The organism is Lacihabitans lacunae, assembly GCF_042649125.1.
GTDB classification, from domain to species: Bacteria; Bacteroidota; Bacteroidia; order Cytophagales; family Spirosomataceae; genus Leadbetterella; species Leadbetterella lacunae.
Genome location: NZ_JBHRYQ010000001.1, coordinates 4,772,727 through 4,798,132, shown reverse-complemented (window position 1 = coordinate 4,798,132; position 25,406 = coordinate 4,772,727). Strand labels below are relative to the sequence as shown.

The following is a 25,406-nucleotide window of genomic DNA, read 5'->3' as shown; positions in this document are numbered from 1 at the left end:
TGTTATTTACCAAAATACTCTACAAAGTGATTGGTAGTTTCTGTCAGTTTTATTTTGAATAAATCCACATTGTACTTAGACTTAAGCAAAGGCTGGATAATTTTCCAAATGGCAATCGCGAAGTTTTCTGTACTCGGAAGCATTCCTTTCAAAAAAGGCACGTCCTCATTAAGATACGTATGGTCTACTTTATCTATTATTTCTTCACGAACCAAGTCTCTTAGATCTTTTAGATCCATCACAAAACCCGTATCTGGATTGATTTCACCAGAAACTGTAACGAACAGTTCCCAATTGTGCCCATGTATGCGAGAGCAAGGCCCAAAGACCTCGAAGTTTTTTTCTGCATCCCACTTGGGATTAAACAGACGGTGAGCAGCATTAAATGTTTCTCTCCTTGTAATCTGAATCATTTTTTCTGTAAATAAATTTCGGAATGCAAAATTACCACCTATTTATTAAAAAAGGGCTAAAAAAATCAAAAATCAACCTTAACACCTCCACTTATCCATCTTCCTGGCTGCTGAACAAAGCCAAACTCGAAATATTGATAGTTTAGAAGGTTATTAAAATCGGCAAATAGCTTCACTTTTTTAAGGCTATAAGCCGCCCTTACATCCAATAACTTTACAGGTTTATAGGCCTGAGCAGGCGTTTGGGCATCCCACTGATAGGTTCCTTCTCTAAATTTGTAGGTGTACCAAAGGCTAATATTTAAGTTTTCAACGGGTTTAATAACCAAGCCAGTTGAGAATTTATGACGTAAATAGTTTAAGGTATAAAAAGACTGAAAGCCGTCTTCTTTTCTGTCGGCATTTAGATATGCATAGTTAAACTGTAAAGTCTCCAATACTTTTGAATTTAACCATGAGTTTAATGCGATTTTCTCGCTAACCTCAATTCCCATCATGTTAATATTGTTGATATTTTCCATGGTTGGCACTGTAAGTTCAGGTCTTTTTACTTTATCAATCGCGTCTTTTGTTTGTCTATAAAATACTACAGCTTGCCCCGAAACTACGCCTTTATTCCATTTTAGACCTAATTCATAGCTTATTGCTTTTTCAGGTAAAAGATTCGGATCGGCTTTTACGGTGGAAGTATTGAGATACAACTCTGTAAAAGTAGGCAGCCTAAGCGAGCGATTGGCACTGGCATATACATTCATTGACTTGCCCACTGCCTGCGAAATATCAATGCCAGGATAAAATGCAAAACCAAATTGCGAATTAAAATTTAACAATGACCCCGTAGAAATTTGAAGAGAATTTATTTTGAAATTATGCTCTAAAAATCCCGAGTAGTTTTCTCTCTTTTTGGCAAATGCATAGGCAATTGTTGGGTAATCTTTTACAAATGTAGGATCAGCCACTTTCTCTCCCAAGCGGTTCGACTTCACGTTTTCTTGTCTATATTCTATGCCAAAGGCAGTTTTCCCGAACCTATTGTTTGACCTAAACTTCCATTCGATATCCGCAACGTCTGTTTGGTGAAAATTTACAGAATTAAGCTTTCCTTCTTTTTGAAGGTAACCGTCAAAGTCATACAAGTCATTGTGCTTCCTAAAATTTGCCATCAATGTAGCACTTAGTTTTGGGGTAAACTGAGCATTCCAAATGCCCGAAAAAACCTGGGAAGCAACTTCCTCGTATTGATTATAAAACTTGGGCGAATAAAAATTAGAAGCTCCAAATTTGTTAGAAAGTATTCCATACGAAAAATCAAGACTACCGGTTTTGAGTAAGTAACTCAAATTTGCATATCCAATATTTTTATTAACTGCGGTATTCAGAGCAAATCCGTCATTTTTCAAAACATCAAAACCTAATGATGCTGTAACTTTATTATGGTAATAATCGCCATAGCCACTTGCATTAAGCAACTTGTGCTGCCCTCCTATCACCTTTAAACTTCCGCCTGTGCGGGTTACTTTCTTTGTAATAATATTTATCACACCAGAAAATGCACTCGGCCCGAAAACCCTTGAAGCACCGCCTTGAAGCACCTCTATTCGCTCTATTTGGTCTATACTCACCGGAATATTTTGCGTGTGATGCCCCGTTTGTGGGTCATTCATTTTTTGGCCATTTAGTAAAATCAAGGTTTGATCGTAATGCCCACCTCTGATACTAATATCAGCCTGCACACCAGCCGACGACCGCGACCTTACGTCAATATTTAGAGCATATTGCAAAATACCATCCACTGTTTTTACTGGCGAAGCAGCAATTGTTTTTTGATCAATAACCGTAACATTTCGTCCGGTTTCTTTTAAGTTTTGTCCGATAATATTGGCCGTAACTGTTAACTCCTGTAGGTCTAAGCCTGTGCTGTCTTGTGCATACAATGTGCCACACATACCCAACAGTATGCATATAGATTTAAAATACATAAAATGTTTTTTTTTGAAAATAATAAAATAGAAACAGGAATATAAACCCCAAACGCTTAATGCTTTATGCGTCAGCATGCTCTTCTTCCACGGGGCGTTTAGAAAAGGCTTTGAAATCTATTTTACCAGCCAAAGTACGCGGCAACTCAGCCACTTGGGTGATTTTATTTGGTAGTTTTTGAGGAGGCAAAACCGTCAACAAAAACTCTCTTAACTCTTTTTTATTTAATACTATCTTTGCTTCGCAAACTACCAAAAGCTCGAGTTTGGGCTTTCCGAGGTGATTTAAACTCTCGATTAAAACTGCCTCTTTGATGGCCTGAAACAGCAAGGCTTTGTTTTCAATTTCTTCGGCAAAAATATTTAAACCTCGTTTGTTAAACATTCGACCTTCCCTTCCCAACACAAACAAAAGACCGTCTGCATCAATAAATCCAAGGTCAAAAACCGTGGGCGAGTCGCGATACTCGGGTGAAACATATGAACTTTCTACAAAAATCTTATCGTTTTTAATAGAAATATCAACTCCAGGAAACGCTTTCCCAAGTGAAGCCGGATTATTTACAATATCTTGATTTTGTTGAAAACTAACATGACCTAACTCTGAGGCACCATAATATTCGGTTAAAACTGCATTTGGGCATTTCGCTATCAGTTGCTCAGCGGTGCTTACGTCCAACTTTTCTCCTGCACTAACTAATGATTTAATGCCTGGCATTTTCCCACCCGAAACAACCAATAATCTATAATGAGAAGGCACCAAAAACACCGAACTCACATGCTCCTCCTCAAATTGCCGCATCCACTGCGAAGCGTCTTGAAGCCTACCTAAAACCACAGTAGCACCCTGCCATAGGGCATGTAAAACGGAATTGAGATTAGCCGAATATCCTAATGCATCTAAAACAAAAACTGAGTCAGAGTCTGAAATGCCGAAAACTTGCGACTGGTAAGGAAATGCGGAAAACCAAGATTGATAGTCTTTCCAAATGATTTTTGGACTTGCAGTAGAACCTCCACTTAATACTCCCAAAAATATATCTTTATCTGAAGGCTTTATTTGGCAAACTTCTGAATCAGTGTAATTAAGTTGATGAACGAAATCAAAAGTAGTAACATCAAAAACCGACTGAATATGTTGAAATTGCTTCCCCGCAATAACAGCTTTTTTGCCAATAAACATGGCCGCTAAAAAATTGAGGAGATTCTCTAACTCATCTGTATGACAAAGCACTAAATCTTTCTTCAACACCGACAAAGCGGCTGCCCTTTTCTTGATTTCTAAAGTCAAAGCACCATACGTCAACACCCTCTCGAGGTATTTAATCGCAATTTTATCTTTGGATACTTCCTTTAGATTTTCAAATATCATTTTTCAAATTTTCAATAAGCATTGCAGTAGCTAAACCACCCGCAGCAGGAATAATTACTACCCCTAGCTTTTTATTAAAAGTCTGCAAACTTACGCACAAATGCAGCAAATTAATAGCCCCGGAGGCTCCATATGCATGTCCATACGCTAAAGCTCCACCAAGTACATTTACTTTTTGAGCTGAAACTCCCTTGTTTTTAATAATTAACAATGGATTTATGGCAAAGGATTCATTTATCTCAAACAAATCGATGTCTGCTATATCTATTTTTGATTTTAGTAAAAGTGCGTCTAATGCAGTCATAATAGCCGCTGGAGCCAAGTTTGGATCAGCACCTACGGTTATAGTCTCTAGTATTTTCGCAATTGCTTTTTTCTCTCCGAAACTATCATTTTTTGATAAAAACAAAACAGCAGATGCGTCATTAAAGTGTGAAGATGTGGTTTTGTCTATCAGCTTCTCGCTTGAGGCTTTTTTTAGTAATCCTAAACTCAAATTTGGTTTTATACTCTGGTCAGTATGCCCAGCCTCCAATCTTGAAATAAATGAATTTAGAATTAGAGAAGAAATAGCAGTTGCCGCTTTTTTATGAGAATCTAAACACCATTCTAAAAGCTCCATTTTAGAAACACCCAAGTTTAATGCTACTTGTTCGGCGGCATCAAGCAAAGGCTCCTCTGAAGTTTGTTCAGGGCTAAACTTGGCAATTTTATATGAAAAATCCCCTTTGCCTCTTTTATCGTTCGGATGATATTTTTTCTCTGGTGAAAGGCTTTTACTTTCCATTCCACCGGCCAATATATATTCTAAATTACCACTTTTGATGTATTGATGAGCTATTTCTATGCTTTTTAAGCCTCCCGAACATTGAGAATCGATGGTAAATGCAGGTACTTTATTTGATAAACCAGCAGCTAAAGTAGCATAACGGGCCATATTTCCTCCAGTTCCGAAAGCGTTTGCTAAAATCACTTCTTGCACAATAACCTCTAAACCAGGATTTCTCTCTATTAAACTTTTGATTAAAAAAGCAGCCAATTCCTCTGGCAAAACATGACGATAGATGCCGTTTACTTTGCCTATTGGTACTCTTACTGCATCAATAATGTAGCTCACTTTTTGAATTTATTTCTTACCAAAAACTGACTTTACTGTTTCCAAATATGCGTATCCGTCTTTGTGGTCAGGTTCAAGGTGATTGCCTTCTGCCCATTCGTTCCAGGCGTTTATAAACACCAACTTTTCGTCTTCTGGCCTTTCAGCCACCTCTTTTACGGCTTCTTCAAGTGAGGTTTTAAACTCTGCCGTATTTTGGTCTTTTATCACTATGCCGTTTTTGCCTCTTCGGGCCGTATTATCAAAACCAACCAAAACACACGGTAAGCCTTTGTAAGTGGCTCGCTCATTCACAAGTTTGGCTCTCTGCTTATATTGCGAATAAGAATACACCTTTTTAGATGCACTAAATACCCCTTGAAGTAAGTTCCTTACAAGTTTTTTGAGTGTTCGTTCGTCTTTATTGAATTCTGATAAAACATACAGTTTTGGTTCAAAAAACAAGACATCGTCAAAACCATAATCGTGCGGATCTTTGTCTCTGTCTTGTGCATTTGAGGCTACCAAATAAGGCTCAGGCAATCCATTTTCTTTTGCTATTCGTTTAAAAGTAGCGATAGTTTTGGCTACATCGGGTAGGTCATATGGCCTGTAAATCAAAAATATGGGCCTGCCATTTATTTTGATATAACGCTCGTCTTTAAAAAACTCGAGTAAGTAATGGATATGCTCCTCGTCGTCTTTTTCAGAGTACGTTTGTTTCATTAACACTTCTTTTTCCTCTCCAAGCCACCTGCGTGACCACGATTCATTTGCCCAAAAAAGGCAAAAAGGAAAGTCTGGTTTTTTATCTTTTAAGATAGCCTCCACAGGCTCATGAAGTAGTTTTTGCCCTTCAAACCAATAATGATAATAGCAAAAACCATCGATGCCATATTGCTTTGCCAATGCTGCTTGGTCTTCTCTGGTTTGAGGCAACCTAAGGTCATAAAACCCCAAGTCTGCCGGCAAATGTGGTTGATAATGCCCTTTAAAACTAGGCTTTGCTTTTACCACATTGGTCCATTCTGTAAAACCTTTGCCCCACCACTCGTTGTTTTCGGGTGTAGGGTGAAACTGCGGAAGGTGAATTGCGATAGAACGAACAGGCATAAATTATACGATGGAATTAAAAATATTTTCTCTTTTTTGGATACAATCTTCGATCGAAAATCCAGATTTTATGAGCTCTCTTGAGCCTTCAATGAACTTATTTTGCAGGTCAGTATCGGTAGCTAAAGCCTCAATAGATGCTACAAAATCAAAAGGTGTAGTAGATAAAAAACAGTTTTGACCATGAAACATTGGCAAACCTTCAGCACCCACAGGTGTAGAAACTACAGGCACATGCCACGACACTCCCTCAAGGATTTTCATACGCATACCGCTACCAATTCTCAATGGCACCACCATGATGGCTCCTGTCATAACCTCCGAAAGGTCATCTACAAAGCCCATGAACTTAACATTCTTATAGTTTTGGTAGGATTCAATGGTCTTCTCATTCCATTTTCCTACTATCTCAAATACCAAGTCAGGGAAAATCTTTTGTAGCTTTTCCCAACAATTGGTCAAAAACCAATCTACAGCATCTAGGTTAGGAAAGTGAACTTCAGGACCTAAAAACACGAGTTTATTTTGAAAAACAAACGGCCTATTTACCGGATGCTCAGATATTACTACTGGCAATGGCGAAACCTCGAGTTTACTTTCTATTACCCCGTCTTCTCTTAAAAACTCTTTATCTATTTCGGTCAGACAAATAACTTTATCGTATTTATTTAAAAGTCCGATTTCTAATACTTGAATGTTCTCAATTCGCCAAAGGTCTTCTTTGCTGTGGTTGTGTAGCGTTTGATACTCCAAACGCATACGACGGTGCCTGATTTCATGATGCACAAATATCTTTTTAGGTTTTTCTGGCAAAAAATGAATAACAGGTGCAAGGTCTATAAATTCTACCTGAATTAGGTCGAAATCGTTGTTTGCGGTAATTTCCAATAAAACCTTTAAAAAATCAGCAAAATGGAGATTTACCAAGTCGGTGGTTTGAAGGAGCATCGACTGCTTAAAAAGCTGCTCTTTGGTAGGTTTTTTATTACCTCTTATGCTCTTCAAAATCTTTTTTACTATATGCTCTTTAGCATCGCAAGGAGGGTTTGCAAACGTAACAATGTTTACATTTGGCCATAACCTTTTGAGTTCACGCATGTTTTCAGGCCTACTTTCGGGCACCAAAAGCGTAATCTGATGTTTATCACGCAGATTCTCGATCATCTTGTGTGTACCCACCTTGCCCCCATCTTCGATTGGGAAAGGAAACACCACAGAAATCAAGAGAATATTCATAAGATAATCAAATTGGGAGTTTTTCAAAAAAGTGATACACTCTAAATGTAATTGAAGTCAAAATACGCTTCAATATACTTTTCTTTGGCACTACTACCGCAGGTTTTAGATAAAAACAACGAATAGTTTTTAAATAATCGTTGTGATATTTTTTCAATAAACTTCTATAATTATCAAAAAGAGCAACCAAGTCAGGTCTATTATTAAGATCAAAACGGTTTTGCCACCTCGAAATACTAACAGGATCTTTGATATCTATACCGCTGTAGTGATAGAAAACCAAAGGCTCGCCGTTTGAAAAATACTTGCCGTCTTTGAAAGTAAGTTGACGCTCGTGCAAATTCCAGTAAGATATATTAAAACCAGGGTATTTATCTATTTTTACTCCTTCAAAATAAAGCGGAACCATGTTGCAATACAACTGATCTACAAACATGCCGTTTTGAATATCCATGTAGCACTCCGTCTTCAATTTGGTCATCCACCAGTGAAGAAACTTAGAGGTTTCGGCACTTCGGCTTACAGCCAAAAAACCAAGATTATATATACCATTCACAAACATTTGTTGCTCTGTTCGCGAATAATTATCAAATATTGGGGTATAAAAATGCGGGGTAAGAATTATGTTATTTTCAGCTAATCCTGATTCAATCCTATCCAACTTATCGAAAATTTCGATGTCTGGATCAAAATAAATAACGGATTCAATGTCAGCACGAGTTTTGAAGAAATAGTCGAAATAAAACGGTTTTATGGCCGTGTTTAATTCGGTGATATCGTATCTGTCACACATTTCGTCAAAACCTTCGATTCCAATTTGATGAACTTCAAGAAGCTTTAAGCCTTCTAACTTTGAAGCGTCCACGCCTGAGCCTTCTACCCTATCACAGAGGCCAATCACAAATTCATAATCGGGATTGGTTCTCTCGAGTGTCTCTTGCAAAACTCTTGCCTGAGCAAGATAATTTATAGAACAAATGGTAAAGGCGAACTTTTGGGGCATAAAACGTATATTGAAAATCTGGGTGGCAAAGTTAATGCCTTTGTGCTAAAAAACCTCCTGATTGAGCGGTCAATTACTCAACATCCATCTTAAGCCTCCACTCAGCAGGTAAATAATTATTAATTCTATCTCCTATTTTTTTTACCCAACCAAGAGCTAGGCCTTTGTGACAAACCAAAACCCATCCGTTTTCGACTGTGTCTACTTCAAAGTTTTCTTTTCTTAAAAAAGAGATTGCATCCTCAACGTTTAATTCAACTTTGGTTATAGAATCCGAAACCAAAGGCGATAATGCCAAACCGTGAGATGGGATAAAATCGCTCCCTTTAAATATCCCGATTTCAAAACCCGAACTTCGCTTCACTATGGTATTAAAAACAGTTGCGTAGTCGTTTTGAAGTTTAGTATATAGAGCTATTACGACTCCGTCTGTTTTAGCAAAATAAGAGAAGTCTTCAAAAACTTCGGAGTTAATCCAAGGAGCCAAAAGTGCCACTTGCGACTTACGCAAGGCATTTAGCTTTAGCCTACTTACATTAAAGCCCTCTTCAAATGACATTTGGTTAAAAATAGAAAAGAAGAAACCTTCGCCTTGGGTTTTATGGGGATAAAACTGATAGCCTCCGTCTACTTTTTCTATGTTCCATTCAGCTGGCACGTCCAGTTCTGCTTGTACAAAATCAAGAGTTCGAGTGAGCCACTTTACATTTTTCGAATTTTCTTCACTGTTGTAGGCATTTGTGGTGTAAATCAAGTGCCCTCGCGGAGCCACTAATAATCCAGCAGCACTCAATATTCGCTTTTGGCGTGTGGCACACATTTGGATATTTTGCTCAGACCAGCTATTGATGGCATTTGGGTCTTTCTTGAAAACACCTTCTGCCGAACTCGGAGCATCAACCAATACGATATCAAAGAAACCTTCCAAATCTGAAAAAGTCTCTGGATCTTGATTGGTGACGATGACATTAGGAAAACCCCATTTCAATAAATTCTCTTTCAAAACAGTCAATCTGCTTTTTATGACTTCGTTGACAACCAAAAGGTCATTGGGCTTAAGAAGTGAAGCCAACAAAGTAGAAGTTGCTCCTGGAGCAGCACACATATCCAAAACACGCAAAGGTCTTTTTAAATCAACTGTGGCTTTCAGAGCAAACTCCAAAAACATAGCTGTGGCATCTTGAACTTGATAAGCACCCGAATAAAACAAAGGATCAAGAGCAAACACAGGTTTTTGTTTTAAATAAAAGCCATTTTGTGTCCATGGTACATGCTTGTCGATATTTTCAGAAAATATTCCCGACACTTCCTTTTTGGGATTTAACCTTACGGATACGGAAGCTTCCCCGTCTATCGCTTTGAAAAAACTTTCGGCATCACCGCCTAATTGCTCTTTCATATTTTTTATAAAATTTTCGGGTAAGGTCATTTTTCTAATTGTTTAATGGGTTTTTGCATCGCAAGGTTGTTTGGAAACCAAATTTCACAACCGGCTTCATCCTGAATTTGGATGGCGAAAAAATTTATATCTAACACAGTTCCCACCACTGGGTGGTCTTTATCCATAATTTCTATTTTGGAACCTATTTTTATTGGAGAATTAAAAAACAAAATAATAGAGGCCGTCACATTGCTCAAAATAGACCAGTTAGCAAACAAAGCCACACCCACTATCGTAAAAAACGAGGCAAAATATATCGTCAAACCTCTAAAACTGACATCCCAAATGATGCAAAGAAGGCTTAAAAAAACGATAAATAGCATAAAGTTAAAAAACTTATTGGCGTACTGTCTTTGACGAATGTCTAGTTCATATTTTAAAACATGTCTTCTGATTATTGTTCTAAAAAACTGTCTCAAAATAAGTAAAATAACAAAAACTATTAAGGTAGCCACAAGCTCAAAATATCTTTTTTCGAAAAGGTGTTCATTAAAAATTGACCTCATAAATAATACTTTTTTTTTGAATCGAATGATTTTGCAAAATTATCGAATTTATTGCTGTAAAACCTTATTTTTGTAAACAGAGTAGGCAAAACCTATTATATCCCAATAAAATTAAACACCTAAGAAAAATGGCACTTACAGAATCTAGCATGATAAACCTCGGAGTTATTGCTCCAGACTTTGAACTTTTAGACACGGTTTCAGGAGACACCCTTTCACTCGAACAGCTCAAAGGAGAAAAGGCTACGGTCATTATGTTTATCTGTAATCACTGTCCATACGTAATCCATGTAAACCCAGAGATAAACAGAATTTATGATGACTATATAGACAAAGGCGTAAGTTTCATTGGAATAAGCTCAAATGACGAAATTAGCTACCCACAAGATGGCCCAGTGGAAATGACTAAGCACGCCAAAGCTGCGGGTTATAAATTCCCTTATCTTTTTGATAAAACCCAAGAAGTGGCCAAAGCCTATGATGCTGCATGCACACCAGATTTCTATGTATTTGACAAAAACATGAAACTCGCCTACAGAGGAAGAATAGACGAGTCGAGGCCTAGAGTTAGCAATCCCGAGCCACTATCAGGAAAAGATATAAGGGGAGCTCTAAATGCGATTTTGGCTGAGCAAATGGTTTCAGAAATACAGTACCCGAGCATGGGCTGTAACATAAAATGGAAGTCTAACTACTAATTTTTCTTTAAAATGAAACACGAAACTTCTTTTGAAAAATTCAAGGATGGACGTAAAGTTTTCATGCATTTCAGCCAAAACTGTTCAGAATCAAAAGCTATAATAGTTTTAATACATGGCCTTGGTGAGCACTCTGGAAGATATTTAGACATGGCAGATTTTTTTACAGAAAATTGCATAGATTTCTTAGCTCCCGATACATTTGGCCACGGACAAACTAGTGGTAAACAAGGCCATACTAAAAAAATGAGTGACTATTTAGAATTAATAGATTTCACTATCCAAAAAGCGAAAACCCTAAAACCTGACGTTCCAATATTTTTATATGGCCACAGCATGGGTGGTGCTTTGATTTTAAAGTACCTTTTTAAATATCAACCTGTTATTCAGGGCGTTATCGCTTCTGCTCCAGCCATAAAACCTGGCTTTGAAGTTTCAAAATCGATGTTACTTATTGGCAAGATTGGGCAAATATTTTCTCCTTCACTTACTCAAAGCAACAGCCTTGACCTTAATAACTTATCTCACGACAAGGAGGTAAAGAAGGCGTACCTAAATGACCCATTTGTGCATGATAGAATCTCTGCAGAAGTAGGAATGGGATTGCTTAACTACGGAAACTGGATAGCCAAACAGAAAGAAGCACCTAGTTCGCCGCTGCTTATTATGCACGGAAGCGAAGACAAACTAACCAATTACGAGGCAAGTAAGGCATTTGCAGCTCAACTACCGGGCGATGTAACTTGGAAACCTTGGGAAGGACTTTACCACGAAATTCATAACGAAACCAATAAAGAAGAAGTACTGAATTACACCTTAGATTGGATAAAAAGCAAACTTTAAGCCCAGATTTATCTACGGATAAACTCGGCCGATGTGGTCTACTATAGCTTTTCTGATTTCCAGCGGATCTATCATACCGTTTTGTCTATACACTATTTTGCCATCGGGAGACAATAATACCGTATGAGGCAAAGCCCCTTGCCAAGCAGCGTCAACTGCTTCCATAAGTTCATATTTACTTTCGTCGCCAAATATGTAATTTAAGTTGCTCGCATATTTCTTTTTCAAAAAAGCTAAAGCTTTATCATAGCTTTTGGGGGCGTCTAAACTTACTGACACAAACTTAAACTCTCGGTTTCTGTACATTTTATCTGATTCTGTCAATGAACTAAACTCAGCAACACAGGGTCCACACCAAGTGGCCCAAAAATTTATTAACGTGTAGTTTACACCATCGCCTTTCATTAAGTCTTTGATACCATCTATATTGATTTTATCTAAACTAACCGCTTCCGACTTCCAACTTTCCACTTCTTTTACCTTCCATTCTATTTTTGATTTCCACTTCAGCGAACACCCAAATGTTTTTGTGGTAGCTACCGAAACAGGCATTCCTGCAATCATTTCATTTACGGCGTTTACTAAATCAAAAGTTTTGGCTTTTCCTAAATGTTCATTATCGTCTATGCGGCCTACGTATCTTAATATTCTACTTTTATCAAACACAAAAGCATGAGGCGTAGTGGTTGGTCCGTATTTATGAGCTACTTCTTGGGTCTCGCCATCGTAGAGATACGGGAAATTGTAGGCCTTGTTTTTAGCCCGAATTTTCATTTCTTCGTAACTATCATTTAGGTCAGAATACCCCAATTCATCAAAACGAACCGCTTTATCGGCATTAGGACTTATAGCTACCACCTGCACATTTTTTGCTTTGTATTTATTCTGAAAATCAATAATGCGATCCTCATAAGCCTGAGCAGTGGGGCAATGATTGCAGGTAAAAATTATTACCAAAATATCGGCTTTAGAAAACGTATTGAGAGAATTCATTTTGCCATCTACCCCTTTGAGGCTAAAATCAGGGGCCTTCGCTCCTATTTTTAAGGTCTCTACACCCTCTTCGGCAAAGGTTTTAAAAGATATCAATACAAAAAGTGAAATAAGAAAGGACAGGTTTTTCATAATAAAAGGGTTGAATATGTGGTATAAATCACGGCAATAAAATATTTAATAGCAAGAATATTGTACTTTTGTTGAAAAAATACAAAGCTTTGTCAAACTCCCTTGAAACCAATGAGAAAGACCAATTGAAGTCTTGGCTCTTATTAATTTTTCTGGCCGTCATTTGGGGCCTCTCCTTTATTTTAGTTAAAAAAATAGTACATACATTTATAGCTGTGGAGCTCGGTGCTGGCAGAATTTTTATTGCGGGCATAGCTTTGGCACCTTGGGCTATCAAAAACATTAAAAAACTAGATTCTAAAAAAATACCCACACTAATTGTTTCTGGGCTTACCGGATATTTAATTCCTGCTTTTATTTTTGGAATTGTGGGCAGCAAACTCAACAGTTCTTTGGCCGGCACATTAAATGCCACCACGCCGCTGTTTGTATTGGTTATAGGTGGGTTGTTTTTTCATAAAAGAATTACCAAATCACAGGTTTTTGGCTTATTAATTGCATTTACGGGGAGCTTACTATTAATACTTAGCGGCGGCACTCATTCGCTAGATTTTAATAACCCTTACGCACTTTTGGTCATTGTAGCCACCATTATGTATGGCCTCAATGCCAATATTGTAGGCGTTTCTTTATCAGGCATTAAACCTATCGTTATCAGTTCCTTTTCTCTGATTTTTGTGGGGACTATTTCATTTTTTATTTTGTTATTTAGCACCGACTTTTTTCACAAGATTTTATTAGAAGAAAACAGAACTTTACTTATTTACTTTTTGCTTTTGGGAGTAATCAATTCAGGAATTGCGGCAGTGGTTTACAATTACGTTTTGCAAATCTCAAGTCCTGTTTTTGCAAGTTCAGTTACCTATTTGATTCCCATCGTTGCCACTATTGCTGGCTTGTTTGATGGTGAAACAATCGTCATATGGCACTATTTGGGAATGGGCATAATTTTGCTCGGAATTTATTTACTTAACAAAAAGTAAGTTTCTAAAATCTGATTTTAAAAATATAACTTTTATCTTTGTACAAAATCAAAATGCATGTCTTTAAAATATAAGCGAATTCTTCTAAAATTAAGTGGCGAAGCTCTAAACGGCGGCGACAAAAGTGAAATCATTAATTCAGATATACTTGAGCAATATGCCAAAGAGATAAAAGCTGTGGTAGACTTAGGTTGCGAAGTGGCTATAGTTATCGGTGGCGGAAACATCTTTAGAGGTGCTTCTCAAAAATCAGGAATAGACCGCTCGCAAGGCGACTACATGGGAATGCTTGCTACCGTAATAAACGGTATGGCGATCCAAAGTGCCCTTGATAGTGCCGGCTTGAGCACACGATTGCTGTCTGCCATAAAAATGGAACAAATAGCGGAGCCTTTTATAAGAAGAAGAGCAATAAGACACCTTGAAAAAGGCCGCGTGGTGATATTTGGAGCAGGTACGGGAAATCCGTATTTCTCTACAGATTCAGGTGGTGCACTTAGAGCCGTAGAAATCGGTGCTGATGTATTGCTTAAAGGAACAAATGTAGACGGCGTATATAGCGACGACCCAAGAAAAAATGCTGCTGCAACAAAGTTTGAAGAAATTTCGTTTGGGGATGTAATACGTAAAGGACTTAAGGTGATGGATATGACCGCCTTTACCCTTTGTGAAGAAAACAAACTTCCGATTATAGTATTTGACATGAACCAAGAAAACAACCTAATGAAGCTAGTAACGGGCGAAAAGGTTGGAACATTAGTTATTTAAAATAAAATATATAAACCCAATGGAGGACATAGATTTATTATTAGATATGGCTCAAGACAGTATGGAAAGAGCCTTGAAACATACCCAAATAGAACTCTCTAAAATTAGAGCAGGAAAAGCAAGTGTAAATATGCTAGACGGTATCATGATGGAATATTATGGTGTAATGTCTCCTATTTCCCAGGTGTCATCTATTACAACGCCAGACGCTCGAACAATCCAAGTGAAACCATTTGAGAAAAAAATAATCGGCGATATAGAAAGAGCCATTATTAACTCAAACATAGGCCTAAACCCTGCCAACGATGGCGACACCATTCGTTTGAACATTCCGCCTCTTACCGAAGAAAGAAGAAGGGAATTAGTAAAAAGAGTGAAAGCCGAAATAGAGGTAGCCAAGGTAAATATTCGTAAAGTACGTCAGGAGGCAAATGATGACCTCAAGAAACTTAAGAATGAAGGCATTTCAGAAGATGCTATAAAAATTGGCGAAGAAAAGGTTCAAAAACTCACCAATCAATTTATTGACAAAACGGACCAAATGTTTGCTACCAAAGAAGCAGACGTAATGAACGTCTAGTGAAAACATAAAACTACATTAAAGCCCATTTTTATAACAAAGGTGGGCTTTTTCGTTTTATAGATGTAATATTCAAAATCTAAAATACATGAAACACTTCTCAATACTGACACTATTTTTAATTGTAAGCACTCGAGTTGCCTTGGCCCAAGAAACAGGCGGCGAATGGTGTGCTCACAATAAAGCCGAAAGATTTAAAAAAGCGTCTTCAAATGCTAGAATAGCCTATCCAGGAGATCAGAGTATTGATGTAAAATATCATTTTTTAAATTTAAAAATCACACCCGAAACAAAAACAATTAACGGTATAGTTCGAACTTATTTCACAGCAAATCAAAACCTAAATGCGGTTTTCTTTGACCTAAAATCTAGTTTTAAAGTAGATTCTGTGGTTCGGAATTCGAAAAAACTGGCATTTACTCAGGGCAACAATAAACTAAATATAACACTAGACAAGGCTTTGGCAAAAGACGAACTAGCCAATGTCACAATCTACTACGTAGGAGTGCCGCCTACGAGCAACTTCGGGAGTTTTGAATTTGGAATTCATGGGGCTCAAAAAGCACCCGCTATTTGGTCGCTTAGTGAGCCTTACGGAGCACCCGATTGGTGGCCATGCAAAGATGACCCTTCTGACAAAATCGATAGCTCTACGGTATGGATTACGCTTCCTAGTTTTTACACTTCGGTGTCAAATGGCAGGTTAGTCGGAACTTTAAAAAACTTAGACAATAATACCTCCACTTATCAGTGGAAAAACAAACACCCAATCTCGCATTATTTGATTTCAATAGCTTGTTCTAACTATACATTAATACAAGATCTTTTGGAATATAAAGGAGACTCAATACCAATCGAACACTATATATATCCCGAAGTATTGACTTCTAATTTACAAACTACACTTGCTGAAACTAAGCCACTTTTGGCATTCTTTACGGATCTGTTTGGATCGTATCCTTTTCACGATGAAAAATACGGCCATGCTATGTGTAATTTTGGAGGAGGAATGGAGCACCAAACCGTTAGTTCGATGGGAGGATTTACAGAAAGCTTAATCGCTCATGAAATGGCTCATCAATGGTTTGGCGATAAAATAACGTGCAAAACTTGGTCGGATATATTTGTAAACGAAGCCTTTGCCTCATATAGCGAAGCACTTTATGATGAATTTAAATATGGAAAAGCCAGGTATCAAAATACGCTTAATGGACATTTTAATAGAGCAAAAACTACCAAAGAGCCCGTTTATATATCAGACCCGACGAATGAAAACTTAATATTTAACTACGCCCTTACTTATGGAAAAGGTGCAGTTGTTTTACATATGCTTAGGGGAGTTTTGGGCGATGCAGATTTTTTCAATAGCCTAAAAGCTTACCAAGAGTCTGAATTCGCATACAAATCTGCGACTATCGATGATTTTAGGAATATTGCTGAAAAAACTTCTAAAAAAAACCTCAAGTATTTCTTTGATGAGTGGATTTACGGGACTTCATATCCTAGATTTCAGTACGGTTGGACTAGCCTTTCGAAAACGAGTTTAAAACTCAATATTTCGCAACAAAAACTTACTACAAGTCCCGAGTTTTTTAAGATGCCTGTGGAGCTAACTCTAAAACTAAAGAACAATACAGACACCACGGTAAAAGTATTTGTGGATAAAATCTCAAGTGACTTTGAAATATCAGGACTAAAAGCAGAAGTAAATTCGGTAGTTTTTGACCCAAATAATTTGATCTTAAAAGACGTGCAAGAAGTTGGAATTATCACCTCAAACGCTGAAAATCTTCCTGATGTTACTATTTTCCCAAATCCGAATGCTGAAATACTAAAAATAGACCTTAAAGGCTATCCGGCTTCATATTTTGAAATACGAAACTCAAATGGCCAACTGATAAAAAATTTCCCCTCAGTCCAAAAAGAAATCAACATAAAGGACTTAAGTACAGGAAAATACTTTTTAATAATCAAAAGCGATTCAAACCAAAAGAGTATTCCTTTTATTAAAAATTAAAAACCTCAACTCATTGAGTATTATTGCAAATAACTATAAAAAAGCCACTTACACTTAAACTAGGGTTTAATACTTAACATTGACTTAATATCAGGATAATACTGAAGTAACAATGTGTTAGTAAGTTTGTAGTATGAAAAAATACAATTTTAGTTCGTACAAATTTAACAACAACACAAAGTTTACTATGTTAGAAGAAAGAGAAAACCACAATGAAGATTACGAGCATTCGCTGAGTCCAGAAGACTTCGATTTTCGTGATTATGAAGATGATAGCTACGACAGCTTAGAAGATAAATAAGTTAGCTATAAACGCTTGCTGCCATACGAAAAGTATTGCAGTGGGCATCCACAATGTCAGCAATTCGTGGTGAATAACCACCTCCCATAACTACCACCACCGGAATACGCTCCTTTTTTAAAGTCTCAAAAACAAACCTATCGCGTTCTTTACAGCCCTGTTGGCTCATCGCCAATTTTCCCAATTTATCTGTTTTCAGAATATCAACCCCTGACACAAAATATACGATATCAGGCTTTTGATCAATTAATAACTTTGGAAGATTCTCTTTTAGAATCTCTAAATACGTATGATCGTCGCAGTGTGTTTCTAGCTCAATGTCTAAGTCTGAGGCTTCTTTATGTAGTGGGTAGTTGTCTTTGCCATGCATAGAAAAAGTAAATACTTCGGTCGTTAGTTCAAATATTTTGGCGGTGCCATTTCCTTGGTGCACGTCTAAGTCTAGCACCAATACTTTCTTTATGATTTTTTCGAAGAGAAGTTTTGCCGCAGCAATGGCTACATCATTAAATATACAAAAACCCTCCCCAGCGTCAGCATATGCGTGGTGAGTGCCTCCAGCCACATTAAAAGCCACACCATATTTGAGGGCAAACAAACTGCAATCGTAGGTTCCTTGGGCAATCATTCGCTCACGTTTGACCAAAGCCTCGTTTAGTGGAAACCCAATTTTCCGTTGAGCTTTTGGGCTTAGTGTTAATTCAAAAACTGATTTTATGTAATCTTCGGTATGGACTCTTCTGATGTCTGCCTCATCGCAAATATTAGGCACAAAAAAGTTTTCTTGCTCAAACGTACCTTCATATATTAACTGCTCTGGAATAAGCTCATATTTGATCATCGGAAACCTATGGCCCTCAGGAAGCGGCTGCTTGTAAATTGGGTGATACGCTATCTTAATCAATGCTAGTTTATTTTTGTAATAAACGCTTCAATTCATTTAGTTTCAGCAAAGCCTCTATAGGAGAAATAGTATTTACATCTACTTCATTTAGCATTCCTTTTATTTCTTCGCCCACCGAATCTACAGGATCAAAGAAACTCAGCTGGAAGTTATTTTTTGGAGCTTCTTTTATTTTTTCTTTGTTGTTTTCTTTGATATGATCTTTTTCTAAGTGATGCAAAATTTCGTTTGCTCGCAAAACTACCGACTGCGGCATACCTGCTATTTGAGCCACATGGATACCAAAGCTGTGCTCACTACCGCCTTCTTTTAGTTTTCTTAAAAACACCACTTTGCCGTTCAGTTCTTTTACGGAAACATTGAAATTTTTGATTCTTTTAAAATCTTCGGTTAGCTGATTCAGTTCATGATAGTGCGTAGCAAAAAGCGTCCAAGGCTTAAACTTACTGTGATTATGCAAAAATTCGGCAATACTCCACGCAATACTTACGCCGTCGTAGGTACTGGTACCGCGACCAATCTCATCCATAATAACTAAACTTCTATCGCTAAGGTTGTTCAAAATAGAGGCCGTTTCGGTCATTTCAACCATAAACGTACTTTCACCTCTTGAAAGGTTATCGCTTGCTCCTACTCGGGTAAATATTTTGTCTACCAAACCAAGCTCAGCCGATGTAGCCGGCACATACGAACCTATCTGAGCCATCAATACTATCAAGGCTGTTTGCCTCAACAAAGCAGACTTACCCGCCATGTTAGGCCCTGTTATGATTATTATTTGCTGATCAGAATCATCTAAAAACAAATCGTTAGGCACAAAGCTCTCCCCTAGTGGCAGTTGTTGCTCAATCACCGGGTGCCGCCCTTCTTTGATATCGATCTTTTTGCCTTCCGATATTATCGGTTTACAATAGTTGTTTTTATTTGCCACAAAAGCAAACGACAGCAAAGCATCTATAGTCGAAATAACTCTTGCGTTAAGTTGAATCTGAGGTACAAACTCAGACGCAGTGATTACTAAATCATTAAAAATCTTAAATTCTATCTCAAATATTTTACTCTCAGCAGTTAAAATCTTCTCTTCATAAATCTTTAACTCTTCTGTAATATATCGCTCGGCATTAACCAAAGTTTGTTTTCTAATCCACTCGGGTGGCACCTTGGTTTTGTGGGCATTTGAAACCTCCAAATAATACCCAAAGACCTTATTAAACGCAATTTTCAAGGAAGGGATACCCGTTCGTAGCGATTCTCTATTTTGAAGATCTACCAAATAGTCTTTCCCCGAAAACGCAATCTTATGCAATTCATCTAGCTCAGCATCTACGCCAGTGGCTATCATGCCACCTTGATTGCTCAATGCCGGGGCGTCGTCTCTGAGTTGCTTGGTTATGTTTTCTATTAAAAATGAACAGTCGTGCAGTTGGTTAAGGTATTTCTCCAAAACAGGAAATTGATCGACATGTTTTTTTAGTATTTCTTTAATCGGTTCTATTTGGAGCAAGGCTCTTTTAAGTTGGTTTAGCTCCCTCGGACTAATTCTTCGCACCGCCACTTTAGACACCAAACGCTCTAAATCTCCAATAGGCTTTAATATTTGAGCCAAGTCTGACATGAGATCCATATCATTCAGAAACATCTCAACGGTATCTATTCGCTCTTCTATCGGTTTTTTCTCTTTAAGTGGCAAAACCATCCACTTTCTCAACAACCTTGCCCCCATAGGAGTAATGGTTTGGTCCAAAATATGAATAAGCGGCACCCCGCCTTCAAATTGTGCAAAAACCAATTCCAGGTTCCGAATAGTAAATCGATCAAGCCAAACAAATTTCTCTTCGTCAAGTCGCGTAAGACTACTCACGTGACCAATGTTTTTATGCTCAGTATCAGACAAATATTGCAGAATAACACCTGAAGCAGTTATGCCTTCTCTAAGATTTTCTATACCGAAACCTTTGAGTGAATTTGTTTTAAAGTGCGTAACCAATAGGTTGTAAGCAAAGTCATAAGTAAACGCCCAGTCGTCAAAAGTATAGGTGTTGTATTTATCACCGAAAATCATCTCAAACTTGGCTTTGTGTTTTTTACAATACAAAATTTCGGCAGGTGCAAAACCTTGAATCAATTTATCTATATAGGCCAAACTTCCTTCTGTGGTGAAATATTCTCCTGTAGAAATATCCAAAAATGCTACTCCGAGTAAATCTTCAGCCGCAAAATGAATAGAGGCCAAGTAGTTGTTTTGTTTTATATCGAGTACGTTGTCATTGTATGACACGCCGGGCGTAACAAGCTCGGTTACACCTCGTTTCACTATCCCTTTGGCTTCTTTGGGGTCCTCAAGCTGATCACAAATAGCCACACGCTGACCTGCTCTAACGAGCTTTGGCAAATAGTTATCCAAAGAATGATGCGGAAACCCAGCGAGTTCTTCGTGTGCACCACCGTTATTTCGCCTTGTGAGCACTATTCCTAATATCTTAGACGCTTTAATGGCGTCTTCGCCAAAAGTCTCATAAAAATCTCCCACCCTGAAAAGCAACATAGCCCCCGGATATTTAGATTTTATTTGATTGTATTGTTTAGATAAAGGAGTCTCTTTGGGAGCAGAAGGTTTAGCCATAGGGCAAGTTAAAAACGATTTTTATAGGATAGATTACTCAAATCCAAAAATACTGAATTAAGTTTGGATTCGTATATTTCATATTCACTTTTTAGATATTTTGAAGTATATTTAAACCCAAATCTTAATTAAATGAATAAAATAGAACATATAGGAATTGCGGTGAAAAGTCTTGAAATCTCAAATGAAGTTTTTGCCAAAATACTAAACACCTTGCCATACAAATCTGAAGAGGTGATTTCGGAAGGTGTAAATACATCGTTTTTTAAGATGGGAGATTCCAAAATAGAATTATTGGAAGCTACCAAAGCTGACAGCCCGATTGCCAAGTTCATAGAAAAAAAGGGGGAAGGCATTCACCACATTGCCTTTGACGTGAGCGATATCTTATCAGAAATGGAAAGATTAAAAAATGAAGGCTTTGTGTTACTAAACACCGAACCAAAAAAAGGTGCTGACAACAAACTCGTTTGTTTTTTGCACCCAAAGAGCTCAAATGGCGTTTTGATAGAACTTTGTCAAGAAATTAAATAGGGACTTGAAGTCTTAATTCTCCAAAAAAGTATTTTGCAATTCAATATTACCTATTAAAGAACCTACAGTCTTATCATTGAAGGTTTGAAAAATCACACTTCTACATTTATCAAATTCCTGATGCATAGGGCACGGGTTTTCATCAGAGCACTCTTCTCTACCAAGAAAACATTTGTTCAAAATCGTGAGGCCATCTATAGCTTCGACTATTTTGATAAGATTCATATCCAACACATCGTGTTTTGGATAGAAACCACCGTGTGGCCCTTTGGTAGAATTTATTAATCCCTTACGTACTAGTTCCTGCATTATTTTACCCATAAAATGCTGAGGAACATTTAATTCCTCAGCAATTTCATGAATGCCTATTTTTCGTTCGCGGTTATCATCAAGTGCTAGTAATAACACCCCTCTGATTGCGTAGCCACACGTTTTTGAAATCATTAATTAATTGATTGAAATAAACTTTTGCTCCAAATCTACGATTTTTGGAAACAAAATATTGTTTTCTAAATGAATATGTTGAATCAAATCGTCGTCTAATTCTTTTAAATTTGCCAACATCACCATATGAGAATTGCATGCATCAGCTACAGGTGTGTAGTTATTTGTGATGATTCTAAGCCTATGAACAATCTCGCCGGCACGGTCATGTTCCTCATTCATAACAACTAATGGATTTTTTACCGTTCCAAAAAATGGCTTTTCAGTTAAAGCTTTTTTTGACTCAAGCTCTTTTATGTACGGAAACAGTATATTCTCCTCTTTCGGCATATGCCCGATTAGATCTTTTTCTAATTCAATATATAGCGTATGCAGTTCACTTAACCATTCGTATTTTTCTTTGTGTTTGTTATAAACTTTGTCAACAAAGAAATGTATTTCTGGTAGATTTTCATATAAGTATTTATGATGCACATTGTAGATGTAGTCGACTAAAAAACTAAGCGACATCTCTTCAAAATTTAATTGTTTAGTATCTATTCCTTTGTTGCTTAATTGAGTCAAGCCTTTTAAAACATCCTCGTACTTCAATCCTTTTTTCTCACATACTGATTTTAACGTGAGGTTTCCTCCACAACAAAAATCAATGTCTAGTTTTCTAAAAAAACTTGCTGCCTCTGGAGTCTTTTTCACAATCTCTCCTACCGTTTGTTGATTTGTTATATGTTCCATAATAAATAAATTTAATGATAATTTTTAATATAAAGATATTAAGGTCTTTTATTCTTTAATATGAGAATAATCATATTAAATACTGGCATTAAATCATATTTCAAAAAAACTATTAAAAATACTTTTGTACAGACAAATAAAAGAGTTAAAAGTCTTTTATTATTTATTTATTAAAATCAAAAAATGCGATGAAAAAACATTCCTTAATCTTATGGCTACTGGCAGCATTACTATGGAACTGCAGCGGTGCTGAAAAAAGAGCAGAAACTGCCGAAACTGATGATTCCGTATTGCAAAAACAAGATGAAGTACATGGTGTAGAAGTTAAAAAAGTAGAGTTATCGAACCCACTGGACCAGGCAATGGTAAAAACAGGACAAGAAGTTTATGACATGAAATGCTCGTCTTGCCATAAACTTACTGAAGAACGTTTGGTTGGCCCTGGATGGTCGGGGATAACAAAAAAACGTTCTCCTGAATGGATAACTAACATGATTACCAATGTAGAAATGATGTTAGAGACTGACCCAGAAGCCCAAAAACTATTAGAAGAATGTTTGGTTAGAATGCCCAATCAAAATGTGGAACCCGCTCAAGCAAGAGGTTTAATAGAATTTATGCGTAAAAACGACGGTGAAAAATAACCCTTATATAAATGAAAAATATAAATACAATAAAGTTTCTGGCGGTGGCCGCATTAAGCGTTTCTATAAATGCGTGCAAACCTGCCGGAAAAAATGGAAGTGGTGGAGCTACAATAGCTGGTGACGCCGCAGAAAAAGTTTACGTAGCACCCGGAACCCACGATGAACTTTACAATTTTGTTTCTGGGGGTTTTAACGGACAAATGTCTGTTGTAGGTTTGCCTTCTGGACGAGTTCTTAGAATTATTCCTATTTTTTCTCAACATGCCGAAAGTGGATGGGGATACAGTGAAGAAACAAAACCTATGCTAAACACTTCGCATGGCTTTGTACCTTGGGACGATGCTCACCATACCACTCTTTCTATTACTAATGGAGAACATGACGGAAAATGGGCATTTATAAACGGAAATAATACTCCCAGAATTGCCCGAATCAACCTTAGGACTTTCCGTACAGATGAGATTATCGAAATTCCAAATTCAGGAGGAAACCACTCATCGCCATTTGTAACTTTTAATAATGAATATGCAGTAGCAGGAACTCGTTTTTCTGTGCCACCTGACAATGTAGGTGATGTGTCGATTGACTCTTTCAAAGAGAATTTCAAAGGTTACATTAGTTTCATAAGTATAGATAAAGAAACGGGCAGAATGGCCTTGAAATTTCAACTTACTACTCCAGCCATAAGCTACGATTTAGCTCGTGGAGGCAAAGGCCCTTCAAAAGATTGGATATTTTTCTCTTCATATAATACCGAGCAAGCCAATACTCTTTTAGAAGTAAATGCCTCTCAAAAAGACAAAGACTTTATTCTAGCTATAAACTGGAAAAAAGCAGAAGAATATTTAGCCAAAGGAAAAGGAAAAAAGACAGCAGCAAAATACGCTCACAATGTATATAGCGACATTACGCACTCTGCTACTTCTACAATGATGAGTGAGGTTATGACGCTAGACCCCAAAGATTGCCCGGACATGCTCTACTTTATTCCTTGTCCTAAATCGCCTCATGGATGTGATGTGGACCCCACTGGTCAATATATAATCGGTTCTGGAAAATTAGCAGCGGTTATTCCTGTTTTCTCTTTCAAGAAATTCCAAAATGCTATTGCCGCAAAAAAATTCGATGGCAAATTTGAAGGAATACCGATTATGAACTACGATGCGGTTTTACATGGTGAAGTTAAAAAACCGGGTTTAGGGCCATTGCACACCGAGTTTGACGGAAAAGGAAATGCATATACTTCGATGTTTGTTTCGTCTGAAATAGTAAAATGGGACATTGAAAAACTAGAAGTTTTAGACCGTGTACCTACTTATTACTCTGTTGGCCACTTAAGTATTCCTGGAGGACCAACTACCAAACCTTTCGGCAAATATGTGATTGCTTATAATAAAATAACAAAAGACAGATACTTACCCACAGGCCCAGAACTAACACAATCGGCTCAGTTATATGATATTTCTGGTGAAAAAATGAAGTTACTTTTAGACTTCCCTACTATTGGTGAGCCCCATTATGCTGAAGCAATCCCTGCGAGCTTAATAGAAGGAAAATCTGTGAAAATATTTAAAATTGAGGAAAACAAACACCCATACGTAGCCAAAGGCGAAAAAGAAACTAAAGTGGTTAGAAAAGGAAAAGAAGTACACGTGTATATGACTTCCTCTCGCTCTCATTTTGCCCCTGACAATATCGAAGGGGTTAGACTTGGAGACGAAGTGTATTTCCATGTTACTAACCTTGAGCAAGACTGGGACGTACCTCATGGGTTCGCTATCAGAGGAGCAAATAATGCCGAATTATTAGTAATGCCAGGCGAAACACAGACATTAAAATGGACTGCTGACAGAATTGGTATCACACCATTCTATTGCACAGATTTTTGCTCAGCATTGCACCAAGAAATGCAAGGCTACATGAGAGTCTCTGCTCCAAACAGTAAGATTCCATTGAGCTGGCATGTGGGCAAAACTGCCATGAATCAAGCCGAAAATAAATCTAAATAAAAAAGCCATTTGAAGGGAATGGAACTTCATTCCCTTCAA

General features: G+C 37.4%; 24 protein-coding genes. 10 read left to right on the top strand and 14 right to left on the bottom strand.

Annotated elements, in window-relative coordinates:
* Window positions 1–2 precede the first annotated feature (2 nt).
* The 9 genes from ACFOOI_RS20320 to ACFOOI_RS20280 all read right to left on the bottom strand — a co-directional run bounded on the left by ACFOOI_RS20320 (window position 3) and on the right by ACFOOI_RS20280 (window position 10,159).
* Window positions 3–413, bottom strand: a complete 411-nt coding sequence (locus ACFOOI_RS20320; protein WP_379839927.1) for a 6-pyruvoyl trahydropterin synthase family protein — start codon at window positions 411–413, stop codon at window positions 3–5.
* A gap of 65 nt (window positions 414–478) precedes the next feature.
* The gene (locus ACFOOI_RS20315) at window positions 479–2,392 is read right to left on the bottom strand and encodes a TonB-dependent receptor plug domain-containing protein (protein ID WP_379839926.1); all 1,914 of its coding nucleotides are present in this window, start codon (window positions 2,390–2,392) and stop codon (window positions 479–481) included.
* A 64-nt stretch (window positions 2,393–2,456) separates the two neighbouring features.
* A complete protein-coding gene (locus tag ACFOOI_RS20310; protein WP_379839925.1) occupies window positions 2,457–3,764 on the bottom strand; it encodes an AMP-binding protein in 1,308 nt (435 codons plus the stop codon).
* On the bottom strand, window positions 3,754–4,881 hold the full coding sequence (locus ACFOOI_RS20305) for a thiolase family protein (RefSeq protein ID WP_379839924.1): 1,128 nt from the start codon (window positions 4,879–4,881) through the stop codon (window positions 3,754–3,756). The genes ACFOOI_RS20310 and ACFOOI_RS20305 overlap by 11 nt, the downstream gene beginning before the upstream one ends.
* Before the next feature lie 9 nt (window positions 4,882–4,890).
* On the bottom strand, window positions 4,891–5,973 hold the full coding sequence (locus tag ACFOOI_RS20300) for a glycoside hydrolase family 99-like domain-containing protein (protein ID WP_379839923.1): 1,083 nt from the start codon (window positions 5,971–5,973) through the stop codon (window positions 4,891–4,893).
* 3 nt (window positions 5,974–5,976) lie between these two features.
* A complete protein-coding gene (locus ACFOOI_RS20295) occupies window positions 5,977–7,209 on the bottom strand; it encodes a glycosyltransferase family 4 protein (protein WP_379839922.1) in 1,233 nt (410 codons plus the stop codon).
* A gap of 7 nt (window positions 7,210–7,216) precedes the next feature.
* Window positions 7,217–8,212, bottom strand: a complete 996-nt coding sequence (locus ACFOOI_RS20290; RefSeq protein ID WP_379839921.1) for a glycosyl transferase — start codon at window positions 8,210–8,212, stop codon at window positions 7,217–7,219.
* 73 nt (window positions 8,213–8,285) lie between these two features.
* Window positions 8,286–9,641 carry a methyltransferase RsmF C-terminal domain-like protein gene (locus ACFOOI_RS20285; RefSeq protein WP_379839920.1) on the bottom strand — a complete coding sequence of 452 codons (1,356 nt, stop codon included), beginning with the start codon at window positions 9,639–9,641 and terminating at the stop codon, window positions 8,286–8,288.
* Window positions 9,638–10,159 (bottom strand): mechanosensitive ion channel domain-containing protein, encoded by a 522-nt coding sequence (locus ACFOOI_RS20280; RefSeq protein ID WP_379839919.1) that lies wholly within the window; start codon window positions 10,157–10,159, stop codon window positions 9,638–9,640. Before ACFOOI_RS20280 ends, ACFOOI_RS20285 begins: the two co-directional genes overlap by 4 nt.
* Window positions 10,160–10,287: 128 nt before the next feature.
* On the opposite strand from ACFOOI_RS20280, the gene ACFOOI_RS20275 reads away from it, so the two are divergent.
* Both ACFOOI_RS20275 and ACFOOI_RS20270 read left to right on the top strand, forming a co-directional pair.
* Window positions 10,288–10,857, top strand: coding sequence for a thioredoxin family protein (locus ACFOOI_RS20275; protein WP_379839918.1), 570 nt, complete (start codon window positions 10,288–10,290; stop codon window positions 10,855–10,857).
* A gap of 12 nt (window positions 10,858–10,869) precedes the next feature.
* Window positions 10,870–11,700, top strand: a complete 831-nt coding sequence (locus ACFOOI_RS20270; protein WP_379839917.1) for an alpha/beta hydrolase — start codon at window positions 10,870–10,872, stop codon at window positions 11,698–11,700.
* Window positions 11,701–11,712: 12 nt separating this feature from the next.
* Here the strand turns inward: ACFOOI_RS20270 and ACFOOI_RS20265 are convergent, their stop codons facing one another.
* Window positions 11,713–12,825, bottom strand: coding sequence for a redoxin domain-containing protein (locus ACFOOI_RS20265; RefSeq protein WP_379839916.1), 1,113 nt, complete (start codon window positions 12,823–12,825; stop codon window positions 11,713–11,715).
* An 89-nt stretch (window positions 12,826–12,914) separates the two neighbouring features.
* Between ACFOOI_RS20265 and ACFOOI_RS20260 the strand changes: the two genes are divergently transcribed.
* The 5 genes from ACFOOI_RS20260 to ACFOOI_RS20240 all read left to right on the top strand — a co-directional run bounded on the left by ACFOOI_RS20260 (window position 12,915) and on the right by ACFOOI_RS20240 (window position 17,474).
* On the top strand, window positions 12,915–13,808 hold the full coding sequence (locus ACFOOI_RS20260) for a DMT family transporter (RefSeq protein ID WP_379839915.1): 894 nt from the start codon (window positions 12,915–12,917) through the stop codon (window positions 13,806–13,808).
* A 57-nt stretch (window positions 13,809–13,865) separates the two neighbouring features.
* Window positions 13,866–14,576 (top strand): UMP kinase, encoded by a 711-nt coding sequence (gene pyrH / locus ACFOOI_RS20255; protein ID WP_379839914.1) that lies wholly within the window; start codon window positions 13,866–13,868, stop codon window positions 14,574–14,576.
* 19 nt (window positions 14,577–14,595) lie between these two features.
* Entirely contained in the window at window positions 14,596–15,156 is a 561-nt protein-coding gene (frr, locus tag ACFOOI_RS20250; protein WP_379839913.1) for a ribosome recycling factor, read from the top strand.
* An 88-nt stretch (window positions 15,157–15,244) separates the two neighbouring features.
* Window positions 15,245–17,173, top strand: coding sequence for a M1 family aminopeptidase (locus ACFOOI_RS20245; RefSeq protein WP_379839912.1), 1,929 nt, complete (start codon window positions 15,245–15,247; stop codon window positions 17,171–17,173).
* Between the two features lie 133 nt (window positions 17,174–17,306).
* Window positions 17,307–17,474, top strand: a complete 168-nt coding sequence (locus ACFOOI_RS20240) for a hypothetical protein (protein WP_379839911.1) — start codon at window positions 17,307–17,309, stop codon at window positions 17,472–17,474.
* Window position 17,475: 1 nt separating this feature from the next.
* On the opposite strand, the gene ACFOOI_RS20235 is transcribed toward ACFOOI_RS20240, so the two are convergent.
* Together ACFOOI_RS20235 and mutS are read right to left on the bottom strand one after the other, a co-directional pair.
* A complete protein-coding gene (locus ACFOOI_RS20235) occupies window positions 17,476–18,378 on the bottom strand; it encodes a histone deacetylase family protein (RefSeq protein ID WP_379839910.1) in 903 nt (300 codons plus the stop codon).
* Between the two features lie 7 nt (window positions 18,379–18,385).
* Entirely contained in the window at window positions 18,386–21,001 is a 2,616-nt protein-coding gene (gene mutS, locus ACFOOI_RS20230; protein WP_379839909.1) for a DNA mismatch repair protein MutS, read from the bottom strand.
* A gap of 132 nt (window positions 21,002–21,133) precedes the next feature.
* Between mutS and mce the strand changes: the two genes are divergently transcribed.
* Window positions 21,134–21,535 carry a methylmalonyl-CoA epimerase gene (mce, locus tag ACFOOI_RS20225; protein ID WP_379839908.1) on the top strand — a complete coding sequence of 134 codons (402 nt, stop codon included), beginning with the start codon at window positions 21,134–21,136 and terminating at the stop codon, window positions 21,533–21,535.
* Between the two features lie 12 nt (window positions 21,536–21,547).
* On the opposite strand, the gene ACFOOI_RS20220 is transcribed toward mce, so the two are convergent.
* Both ACFOOI_RS20220 and ric read right to left on the bottom strand, forming a co-directional pair.
* A complete protein-coding gene (locus ACFOOI_RS20220) occupies window positions 21,548–21,979 on the bottom strand; it encodes an RrF2 family transcriptional regulator (protein WP_379839907.1) in 432 nt (143 codons plus the stop codon).
* A 3-nt stretch (window positions 21,980–21,982) separates the two neighbouring features.
* On the bottom strand, window positions 21,983–22,711 hold the full coding sequence (ric, locus tag ACFOOI_RS20215; protein WP_379839906.1) for an iron-sulfur cluster repair di-iron protein: 729 nt from the start codon (window positions 22,709–22,711) through the stop codon (window positions 21,983–21,985).
* Window positions 22,712–22,899: 188 nt separating this feature from the next.
* Here ric and ACFOOI_RS20210 point away from each other — a divergent pair, with 188 nt between their 5' ends.
* Together ACFOOI_RS20210 and nosZ are read left to right on the top strand one after the other, a co-directional pair.
* The gene (locus ACFOOI_RS20210) at window positions 22,900–23,355 is read left to right on the top strand and encodes a c-type cytochrome (RefSeq protein WP_379839905.1); all 456 of its coding nucleotides are present in this window, start codon (window positions 22,900–22,902) and stop codon (window positions 23,353–23,355) included.
* Window positions 23,356–23,366: 11 nt separating this feature from the next.
* Window positions 23,367–25,367, top strand: coding sequence for a Sec-dependent nitrous-oxide reductase (gene nosZ, locus ACFOOI_RS20205; protein ID WP_379839904.1), 2,001 nt, complete (start codon window positions 23,367–23,369; stop codon window positions 25,365–25,367).
* Window positions 25,368–25,406: the final 39 nt, after the last annotated feature.